Source organism: Stenotrophomonas sp. YJH_SMC_105-26 (genome assembly GCF_059368915.1).
In genome coordinates this window covers 505,162-521,236 of record NZ_JCAFSD010000001.1, presented here as the reverse complement: position 1 = coordinate 521,236, position 16,075 = coordinate 505,162, and the positions used below count along the sequence as shown (strand labels likewise).

The following is a 16,075-nucleotide window of genomic DNA, read 5'->3' as shown; positions in this document are numbered from 1 at the left end:
ATGACTGATATCGCCCTGACGCTTGCCCAAGACCGCCTGCTGCGCCCCGGCGGCCTGGATACCGCCGGCCTGGAGCGCACCTTCGGGCAGCTGCTCGGCCCTGGTGTCGACTTCGGCGACCTTTATTTCCAGCACGCCCGCCGCGAGAGCTGGAGCGTGGAAGACGGCATCGTCAAGGACGGCGCCCATTCCATCGAGCAGGGCGTGGGCGTGCGGGCGATTTCCGGCGAGAAGACCGGCTTCGCCTACTCCGATGACATCCATGCCGATGCGCTGCTGGCGGCGGCGCAGTCGGCGCGCGCGATCTCGCGCGAGGGCGGTGCGCAGACCGGACGTTCGCTGCTGCGCGGCAATGCGCGCGCGCTGTACCCGGCGCTGGACCCGATCGACGGCATCGGCAACGAGGCCAAGGTCGAGGTGCTCAAGCGCCTGGATGGCTACCTGCGTGCCGCCGACCCGCGCGTGAAGCAGGTGATGGTGAGCCTGTCCGGCGGCGTCGATACGGTGCTGATCGCCCGCAGCGACGGCGTGCTGGCGGCCGACGTGCGCCCGCTGGTACGCCTGAACGTGCAGGTCATCGTCGAACACAACGGCCGTCGCGAGTCCGGCTACGCCGGTGGTGGTGGCCGTTATGGCTACGAAGCGCTGTTCGCCAGCGGCCGCCCCGAAGCCCTGGCCCAGGAAGCGCTGCGCCAGGCGCTGGTGAACCTGGACGCGGTGCCGGCGCCGGCCGGCATGATGCCGGTGGTGCTCGGCCCGGGTTGGCCGGGCGTGTTGCTGCACGAAGCGGTCGGCCACGGCCTGGAAGGCGACTTCAACCGCAAGGGCACCAGCGTCTACGCCGGCCGCATCGGCGAGCGCGTCGCCGCACCGGGGGTGACCATCGTCGACGACGGCACCCTCGACGGTCGCCGCGGTTCGTTGAACATCGACGACGAAGGCCACCCGAGCCAGTGCACCCCGCTGATCGAGGACGGCATCCTGGTCGGCTACATGCAGGACAGCCTCAACGCGCGGCTGATGGGCATGGCCCCGACCGGCAACGGGCGCCGCGAATCGTTCGCGCACCTGACCATGCCACGCATGACCAACACCTACATGCGCGCCGGCGAGCACGACCCGCAGGAGATGATCCGTTCGGTGAAGAAGGGCCTGTACGCGGTGAACTTCGGTGGTGGCCAGGTCGACATCACCAGCGGCAAGTACGTGTTCTCGGCCACCGAGGCCTACCTGATCGAGGATGGCCGCATCACCACCCCGGTGAAGGGCGCGACCCTGATCGGCAACGGCCCGGAGACCATGCAGAAGGTGCGCATGGTCGGCAACGATCTGGCCCTGGACGAGGGCGTGGGCATCTGCGGCAAGGACGGGCAGAGTGTGCCCGTGGGTGTCGGCCAGCCCTCGCTGTTGATCGAGGGCATCACCGTCGGCGGTACGCAGGCCTGAGCGTGGCGATGGCCGCGGCCACCGCCCGGGCCGGCGCGGACTCAGTCCTCGTCGGCCTCGTCGACCGGATCGCCGGCGTGTTCGTCGCCCGCCGTCTTCAAGCCCAGCGCCGCCGGCAGCATCAGCGTACGCAGCACCTGGAAGATCTCGCGGTAGGCGCGCGGCGGCTTGTTCTTCGCCTTTTCGGCCTGCGCGTTGCGTACCAGGGTGCGCAGCTGCTGGCGGTCGGCCTGCGGGTAGTCGTCAAGCAGGGCGGCCAGCGCCTTGTCACCGTCGGCCAACAGGCGGTCGCGCCAGTCTTCCACGCGGTGCATCATCGCCACTTCGCGGCGGCCAGTCTCGCTGTTGGCGTCCAGCGCATCGCGGATCGCGTCCAGCGTTGCCTCGTCCTCGCGGCGCATGTGCTTGGCCAGGAACGCCAGCTGGCGCTTGTGGGCGATGTGGGCGGTGATGCGCTTGCACTCGGCGATATGCGGCAGCAGGTCTTCCGGGATCGGCAGGCGCGCCAGCTGGGCCGGGGTCAACGACACCAGCTTCTCGCCCAGGGCCAGGACGTCGAGCGCGTCGCGCCGGTTCTGGCTGCGGCTCTTGTCGTGGAATTCACCGGTTTCTTCGTCGCGTCCGCGCATCGTCCCTACCTGATCTCAAAAAAAGTCGCCCGGCGTGATGCCGGGCCCAACCTGTACAGGATAAAGCATTGAACGTGATCGCCCCTGAAGTGGCCGTCGGCGACGACAGCCCGGCCCGGCTGGAACGGCTGGCCGACCTCTCCCAGCAGCTGCTCAACCGCGCCCGCGCGCTGGGCGCCAGCCAGGCCGAGGTCAGTTGCAGCGAGGACCGCGGACTGGAGGTCAATGTCCGCCTCGGCGAGGTCGAGACCGTGCAGTCCACGCGTGACCGCGGCATCGCCGTGACCGTCTATTTCGGCCAGCGCAAGGGCAGTGCCAGCACCGGTGACCTGAACGAGGCCAGCCTGGCCGCTACGGTCGAGCAGGCCTGCGCGATTGCCCGGCATACCGAGGATGACCCGGCTGCCGGCCTGGCCGAGGCCGCACTGATGGCCACCGACTTCCCGGAGCTGGACGGTTGGCACCCGTGGGCGCTGCAGGCCGATGAGGCGGTGGACCTGGCCCTGGCCTGCGAGGCGGCCGGTCGCGAGGCCGACGCGCAGATCCGCAATTCCGACGGCGCATCGGTGTCGAGCATGCAGAGCCTGTCGGTGTATGCCAATTCGCATGGATTCTTTGGTCGTGAGCGCGGCACCCACCATTCGGTCGGCTGCGCGCTGATCGCCGGGCAGGGCGATGGCATGCAGCGCGATGGCTGGTACACCAGCGCGCTTGCCCGGGAGGACCTGGAAGACGTGGGCCTGGTCGGCCGTCGTGCCGCCGAGCGCACCGTGGCCCGCCTGCAGCCGCGTTCACTGGCTACTGGCAGCATGCCGGTGCTGTTCGCCCCGGAAGTGGCGCGCAGCCTGGTCGGCCACCTGCTGTCGGCGGTGTCCGGCGGCGCCTTGTACCGCCAGGCCAGCTTCCTGCTGGACAGCGTCGGCCAACGCCTGTTCCCGGAGTGGATGCAGATCGACGAGCTGCCGCACCTGCGCCGTGGCCTGCGCTCGGCCGCCTTCGACGGCGACGGCGTGGCCACCCGTAGTTCGGCGCTGGTCCGTGACGGCGTACTGCAGCGCTACGTGCTGGGCAGCTATTCGGCGCGCAAGCTGGGCCTGCAGACCACCGCCAATGCTGGCGGCGTGCACAACCTGCAGCTGGCGGCCAATGCCGGCTCGCTGGAAGAGATCGCCCGGCAGATGGGTGACGGCCTGCTGGTGACCGAGCTGATGGGGCAGGGCGTGAACGGGGTGACCGGCGATTACTCACGAGGCGCGGGCGGCTTCCGTGTCGAGAACGGCGAGATCCAGTACCCGGTGGACGGCGTCACCATCGCCGGCAACCTGCGCGAGATGTTCAGCAGCATCGAGGCGGTCGGCAGCGACGTCGACCCGCGCTCGCACATCCGGACCGGTTCGATCCTGCTGGGGCGGATGACCGTCGCCGGTAATGATTGATGGCATTGATGACGTAAGCTATGCGCGCCTGACGCAACCAGCTTGGTGCTGGTGGGTCAAGACCACCCAATGAAAAGGAGTTTTGTCGTGAGCGAATTCGATAACGTCCCGCCGCCGCCGGCAACCACCGATGCCCCGGCCGACCAGCGCACCATGGCGCTGGCTGCGCACCTGCTGGGCATCTTCACCTGGTTCATCGGCGCCCTGATCATCTGGCTGATCAACAAGGATGACGCCAGCAAGGCCTTCGTGACCGACCAGGCCAAGGAAGCGCTGAACTTCCAGATCACCGTGACCATCGCCATGGTCATCAGCATCATCCTGATGGTGGTGATCATCGGCGGCATCCTGGCGCCGATCGTGGGCATCATCAACCTGGTGTTCTGCATCATTGCCGCAGTCAAGGCCAACAACGGCGAAGCCTATCGCTACCCGTTCACCCTGCGCCTGATCAAGTAATACCGGCCGCATGCGCAAACAGGAACGCCCGGCATTGCCGGGCGTTCCTGTTTGAGGGCAGCGCCACCGGCGGCGATCAGTGATCGCGTTCCACCGCCAGCGTTGCCAGCGCGCGCAGCGCATCGGCCTCTTCGCCATGGCCGGCCAACGTGGCCTGCATGCGTGCGGCCAGTTCGCGCAGCTGCGCCTTCGCGCCGTCCATGCCGAGCAGCGCGGGGAAGGTGCTCTTGTCCTGCGCCTGGTCCTTCCCGGCGGTCTTGCCCAGCTGTTCGGAACTGGCTTCGACATCGAGGATGTCATCGCGGACCTGGAAGGCCAGGCCGAGTGCATCGGCGAAACTGTCGAGCTGGGCCAGCTGCGGCTCGTGGGCCTGGCCGCACAGCGCCCCCATGCGCACCGCTGCACGGATCAGCGCGCCGGTCTTCAGCGCATGCATGCGGGTCAGTGCCGCCAGGGTCTGCTGCTGGCCGGTGGCATCGATGTCCAGCGCCTGGCCACCGCACATGCCGGAGGCGCCGGACGCGTGAGCGAGGGTCTGCAGGCAGGCCACGCGCAGCGTGGCCGGCAGCGGCGCATCGGCCAGCAGGCCGAAGGCACGCGTCTGCAGGGCGTCGCCGGCCAGGATCGCGGTGGCTTCGTCGAAGGCGATGTGGGTGGTCGGCTTGCCGCGGCGCAGGGCGTCGTCGTCCATCGCCGGCAGGTCGTCATGCACCAGCGAATAGGCGTGGATCAGCTCGACAGCCATCGCCGCCGCGTCCAGCTGTTCCGGCTGCGCGCCGAACAGGTGGCCACTGGCATACACCAGCAGCGGGCGCATGCGTTTGCCACCGCCCAGCACCGAATAGCGCATGGCCTGGTGCAGGCGCTGCGGTGCTTCGGCAGGCGAGGGCAGGGCGGCATCGAGCTGGCTTTCGATACGGTCGCGCCAGCGCGCGAACAGGGCTTCAGCCGTCATGGTTGGGCGGATCGAAAGGCTCGGCCGTTTCCGGCTGGGCCGGATCGCTGAGCAGGCGCACGCGCAACTCGGCCTGCTCCAGCGCCTGCTGGCACTGACGGTACAGACCGACGCCGCGTTCGTAAGCACTGAGCGACGCTTCCAGGCTCAGCTCGCCGGTTTCCATCTGCTCCACCAGCTGCTCCAGCGATTCGAGCGACTGCTCGAACTGGGCGACCGGGGAGGCGTTTTCGGGGGACTTCTTGGCCATGCGGCAAGTGTGGACGGGCTGCGCGCGGGGGTCAATTCACCAGCCGCCGGGACGCCACTGCAGCTGCGCGTCGTGGGCCTGCAACCAGGCCTGCAGGGGAGCTGCGATGACCACGTCGGCGGCGGCAAGCAGCTGCGCTCCATCGAAGACCAGCGGCAGCTGGGCGCGTCGCCAGGGGGCAAGGTGTTCGCGTTGCAGGCAGTCCTTCAGCGCATGCGAATGCTGGCGACCGGGCAGCAGGATGCGTTCGCCGCCCACACGCGCACGGACCTGGAGCGGCCGTTCGAAGGCCTCGGCGCCGTGCAGGTGCAGCTGACCGCCATCGGGCAGCGCCAATGGCGCGCGTCCATCCCATCCGGCCTGCCAATCATGGGGAAGCGCCGGCAGTTGCGCGGGCAGGAGATAGGCATGATCGCGCCATTGCTGGATGGCATGATCGTGCCAGCGCACCCGCGCCTGGCGATCGTTGCTGGCTGGCAGCAGCTCGTCCAGCGCCTGCTGCAGCACCGTGGCCGGCAGTGGGGCGGCCCCATGGCCGATCACCCAGGCACGCAGCACGCGCGCGGCGCGGCCCGGTGACACCTGGCGCAGCAGCTGCAGCGACAGCACACGCGGTGCCACCTCCAGATGCGCGATCAGCTCGGCGTCCTCCTCGTCCAGCAGCTCGCGGGTCTGCCGGCAATGCAGGGCGCTGCCCGCCAATGCCGCGGCGGCGTGCGGCCAGCGCTGGCGCAGCAACGGCAGCACCTGCAGGCGCAGGAAATTGCGATCGGCGTGGTCGTCGGCGTTGCTGGGGTCTTCAACCCAGCGCAGCGCGTGCTGGTGCGCATAATCGAGCAGCGCACGGCGCGGCACCGCCAGCAGCGGTCGCCACACACGGTGTTCGCCTACGCGGCTGTCTGCGGACATCGCGGCAAGACCATCGACGCCGGAGCCACGCAGGGCACGCAGCAGGAAGGTCTCGGCCTGGTCGTCCAGGTGCTGCGCCAGCGCCAGTGTTTCGCCGTCGCGCAGTTCGGTGGCGAACGCGGCGCGTCGCGCCTGCCGTGCTGCGCCTTCCAGGCCCAGGCCCGATGTAGGGGCGATCTGCACGCGATGCACGGCCAGTTCGATGCCCAGCGCTGCGCATTGCTGCTGGCAATGCCGCACCCAGTCGTCCGCATCGGGGTGCAGGCCATGGTGCACGTGCACCGCGCGCAGCGCCGTGCCGGAGGCCTTGGCGCAGCGCCACAGCCAGTGCAGCAGCACGTTCGAGTCGACACCGCCGCTGTAGCCCACCAGCAGTGGTGCATCCAGCGGAACGAGGGCAGGGAAGGCAGTCACGGCGGCAAGTATAGGGTTGCTCGGCAGGGCTGCGCCCTGCACCCGCTACGATCCAGAGCAACGGCAACAGCAACAGCAACAGCAACAGCAACAGCAACAGCAGAAGCTGGTTTCCTGAGGGTGGGCGGGGTGGGTCCGGTTGCGGGGGCCGCTGCAAGTACGTCCATGTAAGCTCGGTCGCCGCATCCATGCGGCTCACGCCCCCGCAACCGGACCCACCCCGCCTTCGACAGTTTCCTGCGAACTGTTGGACGTGCCGATGGGGTCAGATCCGTTTTCCTGCGGAAAACGGATCTGACCCCGATTTATTTCGATATCTGACAGATGTGTCGACCAAGGTCGACACCTACCAACAGCCGCCGGAAAACTGTCGAAGGCGGGGCACTGTGGGTTTGCGGGGTGTGAGCCGCATGGATGCGGCGACCAAGCCCCCAGGGACGGGTTTACGGCGTCCCCGCAAACCCACAGTGCCCCGCCATCCCACGGAACGCACGCTGTTGCTGTTGCTTCGGCCGTGGCCGTTGCTATTGCTCTGGCGTGTAGCAGGTGCAGGGCGCAGCCCTGCCGAAAAACCTACTTCACCCGACGGCCCGCGCGGTCGATGCGGAACCACTCCCCGCCTTCCATCGGCGTGTGGCCATCGGCATCCGGCGTGCCGCGCCGACAGCCGTTGCAGACCTCGGCCACGCCATCCTGGAACGGCCACCCGAAATCGTAGGTGCCGGGCACCACCTGGCGGAACGTCAGGTCGAAGTAGCCGACACGGTTGCCGACGCGGCCGCGCAGCAGGCCTTCCTGCGGTGTTTCCGGGCCGTTGTCCCAGGTCAGCACAGGCAGGCTGCGGCCCTTGCGGTCGACGTAGTGGAAGCCCTGGTCGGCATACACCACGGCCAGGCCGTGGTCGTCGTAGTTCAGGTCCTTCAGCGCATCGGCGCTGATCTTCGGCCGGTGATCGACCACCTCGCAGTTGGGCAGCGGCCACAACCCGTGTTCGTCGGTCAGCAGCTTGCAGGCCGGCGCCTGCGCCAGCGCGCTGGAACCGGCCAGTACGCCGAGCAGGACCAGCGACCGCGCGAAGCGGCCGCGGTCGAGGCGGGCCTGCCGCACGATCACTTGGCCTCGGCCTTGCGCTCGAAGGCCGTCGGTGCCGGCAGCTGCACCGGCACGCCCTTGTCATCGCAGGTGCCGGCCTGGCACAGGCGCTCGCGCAGGGCCGGGGTGGCCTGCACGATCATGTGGTAGATCGCGTTCTGTTCCAGCGTGCCGCGGATCGCCTTGCTGCCCGGGCCACGCGCCCAGATGCCGACATCCTCACCACCGTGCGATTCGGACTTCATCGGCACCAGTGCTTCCTGCATGTAGTCCGGATGCTCGGTGTCGACCTCGCGCAGGTTCGGGCGGCCGTTGGCCGGTTCGAAGCTGCTCGGGTTGTGCGGGTAACGCTTCGGGCCGGCCGGCTGCTGGTTGCTGCTGCCGGTATGGCCCGGGCCGTTGGCATAGCTCAGCGTGGTGTACGGCTGGCCGGTGCCGTCCAGCGCGTAGTCCAGCTTGCCGGCACCATCTTCGCCGCCCTTGTCCTTCACCTTGCCCAGGATCGGATTGCCACGTGCCGGGTAGCCGACGAAGTTCAGCGTATGCGAGTGGTCGGCGGTGACGATGATCAGGGTGTCGTCGGCCGAGGTCAGTTCGTTGGCCACGCGCACCGCGTCGGACAGCGCCACGGTCTCGGTCAGTGCACGGTAGGCGTTGCCGCTGTGGTTGGCGTGGTCGATGCGCGCGCCTTCGATCATCAGCACGTAGCCTTCCTGGTGCCTGGCCAGATTCCTGATCGCTGCAGCCGTCAGTTCGGCCAGGCTCGGCTCACCGCCCGGATCCTGCGGGCGCTCGTATTCGTAGCGCATGTGGTCCGGTTCGAACAGGCCGAGGATGGCCGGCGCATTGGCGGCCGCCGCCAGCTGCTTGCTGTTCCACACGTAGGCACCCTGCGGGTGCGCCTGCTGCCATTCCTGCACCAGGCTGCGGCCATCCAGGCGCTGGCCGACCTTGTCGTCGTATTCCGGATCGCGCTCTTCCACGGTGGTGAATTCACCGCGACCGCCGCCGAGAGCGACCAGCGGGCCGCGCCCATAACGCGAGGTCGACAGCAACTGCTGTGCGATGTCCTTGCAGCCTGCAGCCTTGGCCGCTTCAGTCAGGTCGGTGTCGTTTTCCCAGTTGCGCTCGGGCGAGTGCGCGTAGGTGGCGGCGGGGGTGGCATGGGTCAGGCGCGCGGTGGACACCACGCCAGTGGCCAGGCCGGCGCTGTCGGCCAGCTGCAGCCAGGTCAGCAGGCCTTTGGACAGGCTGTCGGCGCAGTCGGTGCGGCTGCCGGCGCTGACACCGATCGCGCCCATGTGGGTCTTCACGCCGGTGGTGATGGCGGTCATGGTGCCGGCCGAATCCGGCGTCTGCGAATCGGTGTTGTAGGTCTTGCTGAACGCCGTGGCCGGGAAGCGCTCCCAGGACAGCAGGTTCTCCTCGCCCGAGCCACCCTTCTGCTGGCCTTCGTAGATGCGCGAGGCGGCCACGGTGGTCAGGCTCATGCCGTCGCCGAGGAACAGGATGACGTTCTTCGCCTTGCCGGACATCGCGCCGTTGGCGGCGGCCTGGGCGGCGCCACTGCGGTACCACCATTGCGGGGTCTCGCCGGCAGGATGGGCGACCGGGTCGACGGCGACCTTCAGGCCGGCCGGGACAGAGGCGGGGGTGGTGCTGGCGCAGGCGCCCAGCAGCAGGGTGGTGGCGCAGGCGGCCAACATTGAGACGGAACGGCGCATGGACGCTGGGATCTCACAAACTGTAACGGGACGTTCATTATGCCCGCCCCTGCAAGGCACGCCGATGACACACTGATTTGCCGGCCGGGCGGTCGTTCTGCGGGCCGCCTTGGGCTATCGTGCCAGCATCCCTTCCTTCCCCTCTGGATTGCCTATGAAGCTGGTCTCTGCCTGGCTGCGGATTCCATTCTGGCAGCGCGTGGTCGGTGGCTTCGTGCTCGGCGCGCTGGCCGGCTGGGCGCTTGGCCCGGCCGCGGAAACGTGGTTCGGCCCGCTCGGTGAGCTGTACGTCACCCTGATCAAGATGATCGCCGTGCCGCTGGTGTTCTTCGCGGTCATCAACGCGATCTCGTCGCTGCACGGGCAGAAGTCGGTCGCCGCGCTCAGTGGCCGCACCTTCCTGTGGTTCGTGATCACCGCGGCGCTGGCGGTATGCGTTGGGCTGGGCGTGGGGACCGTGCTGCAGCCCGGTGCCGGCGGGCTGCAGCTGACAATGGCCAGCAACTACGTGCCGCGCGAAGTGCCCAGTGTGGTGCAGGTGCTGCTGGACGTGGTGCCGGCCAATGTCTTCTACGCGCTGTCCGGCATCGGTACCAAGGTCAATGCGGCCGGTGAGACTGTGCTGGCGGCCGGTCGCGGCTCGATCCTGCCGGTGATCTTCTTCGCAGGCCTGGTGGGCTTTGCCATCGTCAAGCTGGGCGAGAAGGTGACCGAGGCGCGCAAGCTGGTCGGCCAGATGAGCGACATCATGATCCAGGTGACCCGCTTCGTGCTGGAAGTCACCCCGATCGGTACCTTTGGCCTGATCGCCGGCCTGGTCGGCAGCTATGGCTTCGAGAAGCTGCTGCCGCTGGGCCATTTCGTGCTGGCCCTGTACGTGGCCTGCGCCCTGCACATCGTGGTGGTCTACAGCGCGCTGCTGCTGGCGCACGGCCTGAACCCGCTGAAGTTCTTCCGCGGCGCGGCGCCGGGCATGCAGGTGGCCTTCGTCAGCTCGTCCAGCTTCGCCGCGATGCCGGTGGCGCTGCGTTCGATCACCCACAACCTGGGCGTGAACAAGGACTACGGTTCGTTCGCGGTGCCGCTGGGCGCCAGCATCAAGATGGATGGCTGCGGCGCGATCTATCCGGCGCTGTGCGCGGTGTTCATCGCGCAGTACAGCGGTGTGCCGTTGACGCCGGAGCAGTACGTGGTGGTGCTGATCGCCTCGGTGCTGGGCAGCTTCGGTACGGCCGGCGTGCCGGGTACCGCGGTGATCATGGCCACGGTGGTGCTGAGCGCAGCCAACCTGCCGCTGGAGACCATCGGCTATCTGTATGCCATCGACCGCATCCTCGACATGATGCGCACGATGACGAATGTGACCGGCCAGATGCTGGTGCCGGTGATCGTGGCCAAGGAAACCGGGCTGCTGGACCAGACGGTGTATGACAATCCGTCCAGCAATGTGGGCGTGGACGATCCTGACCCGACACCGCCACGCAGCTGAGGTTGCGTGGAGATGAAAGGCCCGCCCTGACCGGCGGGCCTTTCGTTTGGGAGATGGCTGACGCGCTGCCGGCCGTGGTAGATCCACGCCATGCGTGGATGGAGGCGGTGCCGACCAAGGTCGGCAGCTACCCACCATTACGCGGGCCCAACAAAAAAGCCGCTGCAGGGCAGCGGCTTTGCTTTGCGTATCAGGCGGCGCTGTGACGCCAGCCGGTCAGAGGTCGACCCGGCGGGCCTGCATGAACTTGTTGCCCCAGTAGCCACTGAGCAGGGTGTCCACGCGGACGTCCTTGCCCGAGCTCGGCGCATGCAGGAAACGGCCATCGCCGACGTAGATGCCGACGTGGTCGACGCGGCCCTTGCGGCCGAAGAACACCAGATCACCCGCGGCCAGCGCGGTGCGGTCGTTGATCAGTTCGGCATTGTCATCGTGGGCCATCTCGCGCGAGACGCGCGGAAGTTCGATGCCCAGGGCCGAACGGAACACATAACCGACCAGGCCGCTGCAGTCGAAACCGCTGTCCGGGTTGCTGCCACCCCAACGGTACGGGGTGCCCAGCAGGGTCATCGCGCGGCGCAGCAGCGACTGCACCTTGCCGTTGTCGGCGGCGGTGCCGACGACGCTGCCATTGGCGGCGCTGCTGGTGTCGTAGTTGGCGAGCAGGCGGCTGAGGTCGCCGGCCACCACGGCCGAGCGGTCCATCAGCGGAATGGTATCGTTGGCGGCCAGGTGCGGCAGCAGGGCGGCCAGCGTGGCACTGGCGGCGGCATCGACGCGGCTGCGCTGCGGAGCGGCAGCCTCGGCCTTGGCGGCCGGTCGGGCGGTGCTCTCGGCCACCGGGGCCGGGGTCACATCGGAACGGTTCGGAGCAGTCTGCGACCAGGCCGGAAGGCTGGTCAGACACAGTGCCAGGCCAAGCAACAGCGGGCGGGCACTACGTGAAGATACGGAAGTCTGGCCTTCGCTTTTCAGGTCGTCAGTCGTCACGCGTCGGTCACAGGAAAAAAACGATGGGGCATCATGCCCTGTAAAAGCGCGGATAAGTTAAAAATTCCGTTAGTAATTCGTTAGTTGCACAGTGATGTTCGTCACAGTTTTGAATATATCGCCTGTTCATTTTAGCGAAGGACGCGTTTCGCCCCTGTGTAGTGGTCCTTCCAGTAGGGACCGCTGAGCGAGTCCAGGCGCACGGTGCCGCCGGTGCTCGGCGCATGCACGAAACGCCCTTCACCTACATAAATACCGACGTGGGTGACGCTGCCGCGGCTGCCGAAGAACACCAGGTCGCCGGTGGCCAGGCGCTGCGGGTCGATCTTCGGGCCCTGCACCGCGGCCAGGTCGCGGGAGGTGCGCGGCAGCCGCAGGTCCAGCATCTCGCGATAGACATAAGCGACCAGGCCGCTGCAGTCGAAGCCCGAATCCGGGGTGTTGCCGCCATAGCGGTAGGGCGTGCCGACCAGGCTGATGGCGCGCATCAGCACCGAGTTGGCAGCCTCGGGGTTGTCCGGCACGGTCTTTGGCCAGTTCGCCGTGGGCGGGGGCGGGGCCGGGCGGGTGGCCTTGCCACCGCCACAGGCGGTCATCAACAGGGGCAGGGCCAGCAGCAGGGCCGGGGCGAGAAACCGGCGCTGGCCGGACGAAACTGGCGTGATGTGCATGATCTCCGGATAATGCGCCACCTTGGATTGGCCGCCATGATGGCGGCGTCCCCGCCGGGCGACAACCCGCCCCAACCCGCCTGCCTCCGGCAGATCCAGACAGAGTTGCGCATGAAGATCGAAAAAGACCGCGTTGTCCGCTTCCACTACACCGTTTCCGAAGTCGGCCAGGAGCCGATCGAATCGTCCAAGGACCGCGGCGAGCCGCTGGCGATCCTGATCGGTCACGGCAACATCATCCCGGGCCTGGAAAACGCCATGATGGACAAGGAAGCCGGCGCGACCTTCAACGTCGACGTCAAGGCGGCCGATGCCTACGGCGAGCGTCGTGAGGGCCTGTCCCAGCGCGTGCCGAAGAAGCACTTCGGCAATACCAAGCTGGCGCCGGGCCAGCAGGTCGTGCTGCAGACCAACTTCGGCCCGCGTGCGGTGACCGTGCAGAAGGTCGGCATGAGCGTCGTCGACGTTGACCTGAACCATCCGATGGCTGGCAAGGACCTGCACTTCGACGTCGAAATCGTCGACGTGCGCGAAGCCGGCAAGGAAGAGCTGGACCACGGCCACGTCCACGGCGACGGCGGTCACCAGCACTGATCGCAGCGCGATCGTGATGGCAGCAATGGCCCGCTTCGGCGGGCCGTTGCGTTTCTGGAACACGCCGCGGCCATCCATGGTGCACGGGCCGGCGGCATAATGGCGGACCTGCCTGACGGACGCCCCGTGAACGCCGCTTCTCCTTCCCTGCAGCCGGTGGCTTCCGGCGAACGCATCGCCGTGCTGGACGTGCTGCGTGGTGCTGCGCTGCTGGGCATCCTGCTGATGAACATCGAGGCTTTCAGCGGCCCGCTGGACCTGGCCTTCACCGGCATTGACGTGCACTGGCGGGGCATCGATTACTGGGCCGACGCCTTCGTCTATGTGTTCGTGCAGGGCAAGTTCTTCACCCTGTTCTCGCTGCTGTTCGGTGCCGGCTTTGCGGTGATGGCGCAACGCGCCGAGGTGGCCGGGCGCGACTTCACCCCGTTCTACCTGCGCCGCAGCGCCGGCCTGCTGCTGATCGGCCTGTGCCATGCACTGCTGGTCTGGTCCGGCGACATCCTGGTGATGTATGCGCTGGTCTCGTTGCCCTTGCTGGCCTGCCGCGAGGCGCCGCGCAGCTGGCTCCCGTGGATGGGCGTGATCGTCTACCTCGGCGGTGTAGCGATGATGCTGCTGGTGGGTGCGATGGTGTCGATGGCTTCGGCCGAAGAGGTGCAGGGCATGCTTGCCGAGGCGCAGCAGAGCATCGACCTGCAGCGGCAGGTGTACGGGCAGGGCAGCTGGGCGCAGGCCACTGTGCAGCGCCTGAGCGAGTTCGGCACCTCGATGGGCGCGTTGCTGATCAGCGGCCCGGAAGTGCTGGGCATGTTCCTGCTCGGCAGCTGGTTCGCCGGCAGTGGCGCGCTGGCGACGCCGGAGCGCTTCCCGCGGCTGTACGCGTCGCTGCGCTGGATCGCACTGCCGCTGGGGCTGCTGGTCACGCTGCTGGGGGTTGCCTGGAAACCCTACCTCGCACCCGGCGCCTACAACCTGCCGGTGACCGCGGCGATGGCCCTGGTCACGGTTGGCGGGCTGCCGATGTGCCTGGGCTACCTGGCGTGGATCGTGCACTGGCGCACGCGGCTGGCGTGGCTGGCGCCGGTGGGGCGCATGGCGTTGACCCACTATCTTGGCCAGTCGCTGCTGTGTACCTGGACCTTCTACCACTACGGCCTGGGCAGGTTCGAGATGATGCCGCGCAGCGTGCAGCTGCTGTTCGCGCTGCTGTTGTTTGCCGTGCAGGTGGCTGTTTCGCACGCGTGGCTGGCGCGCTTCCGCTTTGGTCCGATGGAATGGCTGTGGCGTGCAATGACCTACCGGCAGTGGCCACCGATGCGGCGCAGGACGAAGCAGGGGTGAGCGATGAGCGCGCACGCGCTGTGCTGATCGGCCGCGCGCCCGCGCATCCTCACGTCTGGCCTGCAGCGGGGCATGGCATGCTCGGCGTCAGCATGAGCGCCGGCATCGGCCAGCGGATCGCCGATCTCGTCTGCGGCCACACGCCAGCGATCGATCCTGCCCCTTACCGACCCGAGCGATTCCGATGAGCACTGCATCCTATGATTACGACCTGATCGTCCTTGGCGGCGGCTCCGCCGGCCTGGCCGGTGCGATCCGCGCCGCGCAGCATGGCAAGCGCGTGGCGATGCTGGAGCCCGGCGAACTGGGCGGTACCTGTGTCAATGTCGGCTGCGTGCCGAAGAAGGCGATGTGGCTGGCGGCCGACCTGCACGAGCGCATCGGCCTGGCCAATGCGATGGGCTTCGATGTCGAGGCACGCCCGGCGCTGTCGTGGAAGGAACTGGTGATCCATCGCCAGGCCTACATCAGCAACATCCACACCAGCTACCACAAGCGCCTGGACGAAACCGGCGTGGTGCGCATTCCGGCACGTGGCCATCTGCTTGATGCGCACACCGTGGCCTGCAGTGATGGCGTGCGCTACAGCGCCGAACACATCCTGATCGCCACTGGCGCGCATCCACTGCGTCCGGATATTCCCGGCGCGGAGCTGGGCCTGGTCTCCGACGATTTCTTCGACCTGCGTGCGGCGCCGGCCGAGGTGGCGATCATCGGTGGTGGTTACATCGCAGTGGAGCTGGCTGGCCTGCTGCAGGCGCTCGGCAGCCGCGTGAGCCTGCTGGTGCGCGGCAAGCGCCTGCTGGAGCGCTTCGATTACGAGCTGACCGATCAGCTGGCCGAGAACCTGAAACAGCAGGGCGTGCGGATCCATTTCGACTATCGCCTGCGCGAACTGCAGCGCGATGGCGAGCGCGTGCGGGCGTTCGGCCATGACGGCCCGATCGACAGTGTGTTCGATGCGGTGTTCTTCGCTGCCGGCCGCCGCGGCAACAGCCGTGGCCTGGGTCTGGAAGCGCTCGGCATCGACATCGGCGAGCACGACCAGGTGCAGGTGGACGAGTGGCAGACCACTCGCGTGCCGAGCGTGCACGCGGTCGGTGACATCGCCGGCAAGGTCGGCCTGACCCCGGTGGCGGTGGCCGCTTCGCGGCGGCTGATGGACCGCCTGTTCGGGGGGCGCCCGCAGTCCAAAATGGATTACGAGAACGTGGCCAGCGTGGTTTTCTCGCATCCGCCGCTGGGCGCGGTGGGCATGAGCGAGGAAGAAGCGCGCCGGCGTTTCGACCAGGTGAGCGTCTACCACAGCCGCTTCCGCCCGATGCTGCAGGCGCTGGCCAATGGTACCCAGCGCAGCCTGTTCAAGATGGTCTGTGCCGGTCCGGAAGAACGCGTGGTAGGCATCCACCTGCTGGGCGAAGCGGCCGACGAGATCCTGCAGGGCTTTGCGGTGGCGGTGAAGATGGGCGCGACCAAGGCCCAGTTCGACGACACCGTGGCGATCCACCCGACCTCGGCCGAAGAAGTGGTGCTGATGCGCTGAGCCGGGATGTTGTGGGGCCGAGCCCTGCTCGGCAGCCTTTCGCCCCGGCCTGGCGACGCCGAGCGCAGGCTCGGCTCTACAGGGCAGCGGGCGCCCCCATGCGACAATGAGCGTCCCCCACGCCTTACCG

The 16,075-nt window shown here is 67.9% G+C and carries 15 protein-coding genes and 1 pseudogene; 8 read left to right on the top strand and 8 right to left on the bottom strand.

The annotated features are described in order from the left end of the window. Window positions 1-1,446, top strand: coding sequence for a metalloprotease TldD (gene tldD / locus AC5P7F_RS02545; protein WP_014647936.1), 1,446 nt, complete (start codon window positions 1-3; stop codon window positions 1,444-1,446). Window positions 1,447-1,487: 41 nt separating this feature from the next. Here tldD and yjgA read toward each other — a convergent pair whose 3' ends face one another. Beyond that, a complete protein-coding gene (gene yjgA, locus AC5P7F_RS02540; RefSeq protein WP_014647935.1) occupies window positions 1,488-2,075 on the bottom strand; it encodes a ribosome biogenesis factor YjgA in 588 nt (195 codons plus the stop codon). A 68-nt stretch (window positions 2,076-2,143) separates the two neighbouring features. On the opposite strand from yjgA, the gene pmbA reads away from it, so the two are divergent. Continuing rightward, a complete protein-coding gene (gene pmbA, locus AC5P7F_RS02535; protein WP_164077465.1) occupies window positions 2,144-3,511 on the top strand; it encodes a metalloprotease PmbA in 1,368 nt (455 codons plus the stop codon). Between the two features lie 87 nt (window positions 3,512-3,598). Beyond that, a complete protein-coding gene (locus AC5P7F_RS02530) occupies window positions 3,599-3,970 on the top strand; it encodes a DUF4870 domain-containing protein (protein ID WP_014647933.1) in 372 nt (123 codons plus the stop codon). A 76-nt stretch (window positions 3,971-4,046) separates the two neighbouring features. Here AC5P7F_RS02530 and AC5P7F_RS02525 read toward each other — a convergent pair whose 3' ends face one another. The 5 genes from AC5P7F_RS02525 to AC5P7F_RS02505 form a co-directional block, all read right to left on the bottom strand. After that, window positions 4,047-4,925, bottom strand: coding sequence for a polyprenyl synthetase family protein (locus AC5P7F_RS02525; RefSeq protein ID WP_032961955.1), 879 nt, complete (start codon window positions 4,923-4,925; stop codon window positions 4,047-4,049). Further along, window positions 4,915-5,175 (bottom strand): exodeoxyribonuclease VII small subunit, encoded by a 261-nt coding sequence (locus AC5P7F_RS02520; protein ID WP_014647931.1) that lies wholly within the window; start codon window positions 5,173-5,175, stop codon window positions 4,915-4,917. Before AC5P7F_RS02520 ends, AC5P7F_RS02525 begins: the two co-directional genes overlap by 11 nt. A 36-nt stretch (window positions 5,176-5,211) precedes the next feature. After that, entirely contained in the window at window positions 5,212-6,498 is a 1,287-nt protein-coding gene (gene tilS / locus AC5P7F_RS02515) for a tRNA lysidine(34) synthetase TilS (protein ID WP_239510510.1), read from the bottom strand. Between the two features lie 573 nt (window positions 6,499-7,071). Further along, entirely contained in the window at window positions 7,072-7,611 is a 540-nt protein-coding gene (locus AC5P7F_RS02510; protein WP_032960809.1) for a WG repeat-containing protein, read from the bottom strand. Continuing rightward, window positions 7,608-9,314, bottom strand: coding sequence for an alkaline phosphatase (locus tag AC5P7F_RS02505; RefSeq protein WP_053494758.1), 1,707 nt, complete (start codon window positions 9,312-9,314; stop codon window positions 7,608-7,610). The genes AC5P7F_RS02510 and AC5P7F_RS02505 overlap by 4 nt, the downstream gene beginning before the upstream one ends. Window positions 9,315-9,468: 154 nt before the next feature. Between AC5P7F_RS02505 and AC5P7F_RS02500 the strand changes: the two genes are divergently transcribed. Next, complete coding sequence (locus AC5P7F_RS02500) at window positions 9,469-10,803, top strand: cation:dicarboxylate symporter family transporter (protein ID WP_164077997.1); 1,335 nt, start codon at window positions 9,469-9,471, stop codon at window positions 10,801-10,803. Window positions 10,804-11,019: 216 nt separating this feature from the next. Here the strand turns inward: AC5P7F_RS02500 and AC5P7F_RS02495 are convergent, their stop codons facing one another. Further along, entirely contained in the window at window positions 11,020-11,793 is a 774-nt protein-coding gene (locus tag AC5P7F_RS02495) for a C40 family peptidase (RefSeq protein ID WP_005414115.1), read from the bottom strand. 131 nt (window positions 11,794-11,924) lie between these two features. After that, window positions 11,925-12,464: a C40 family peptidase gene (locus AC5P7F_RS02490; protein WP_026347086.1), complete on the bottom strand. Its 540-nt coding sequence runs from the start codon at window positions 12,462-12,464 to the stop codon at window positions 11,925-11,927. Window positions 12,465-12,575: 111 nt separating this feature from the next. Here AC5P7F_RS02490 and AC5P7F_RS02485 point away from each other — a divergent pair, with 111 nt between their 5' ends. The 4 genes and pseudogenes from AC5P7F_RS02485 (at window position 12,576) to gorA (ending at window position 15,945) form a co-directional block, all read left to right on the top strand. Next, on the top strand, window positions 12,576-13,058 hold the full coding sequence (locus AC5P7F_RS02485) for an FKBP-type peptidyl-prolyl cis-trans isomerase (RefSeq protein WP_014647924.1): 483 nt from the start codon (window positions 12,576-12,578) through the stop codon (window positions 13,056-13,058). 99 nt (window positions 13,059-13,157) lie between these two features. Next, on the top strand, window positions 13,158-14,402 hold the full coding sequence (locus AC5P7F_RS02480) for a DUF418 domain-containing protein (RefSeq protein ID WP_041863671.1): 1,245 nt from the start codon (window positions 13,158-13,160) through the stop codon (window positions 14,400-14,402). A 35-nt stretch (window positions 14,403-14,437) separates the two neighbouring features. Next, window positions 14,438-14,590, top strand: a pseudogene (locus AC5P7F_RS02475) (amino acid dehydrogenase); the annotation flags it as partial. Next, window positions 14,587-15,945, top strand: coding sequence for a glutathione-disulfide reductase (gene gorA, locus AC5P7F_RS02470; protein WP_126411224.1), 1,359 nt, complete (start codon window positions 14,587-14,589; stop codon window positions 15,943-15,945). The pseudogene AC5P7F_RS02475 and the gene gorA, both read left to right, overlap by 4 nt. Window positions 15,946-16,075: the final 130 nt, after the last annotated feature.